Annotated in this window: 1 pseudogene; it reads left to right on the top strand. The window is 40.4% G+C overall.

The annotated features are described in order from the left end of the window. Positions 1-8: 8 nt before the first annotated feature. Positions 9-213: pseudogene (locus FC65_RS12690) on the top strand (ISL3 family transposase); the annotation flags it as partial.

Genomic DNA, 213 nt, shown 5'->3' with positions numbered 1-213 from the left:
ATTGTACACTGGATCTATTGGGAATTAAAGACTCACACCTGGAATTTGATCCAAAATATAAGAATAAAGTGATAGCTGCAGGATTTTACCAACATAAAAAAGTCCGCAAGATCCATTTGCGGCAATCTTATCCTTGTGCTTGCCCAGTTTGTGGTCAAAAAATGCGCTACAACGGTTTTAAAACCGTTGAGATGCTCGGTTTGCCTTCGGGTG

Origin of the sequence: Ligilactobacillus acidipiscis DSM 15836 (assembly GCF_001435755.1) — a bacterium.
Classification (GTDB): Bacteria; Bacillota; Bacilli; order Lactobacillales; family Lactobacillaceae; genus Ligilactobacillus; species Ligilactobacillus acidipiscis.
Note: the sequence above shows the minus strand (reverse complement) of the source record. Positions and strands in the feature narration are given on the sequence as shown.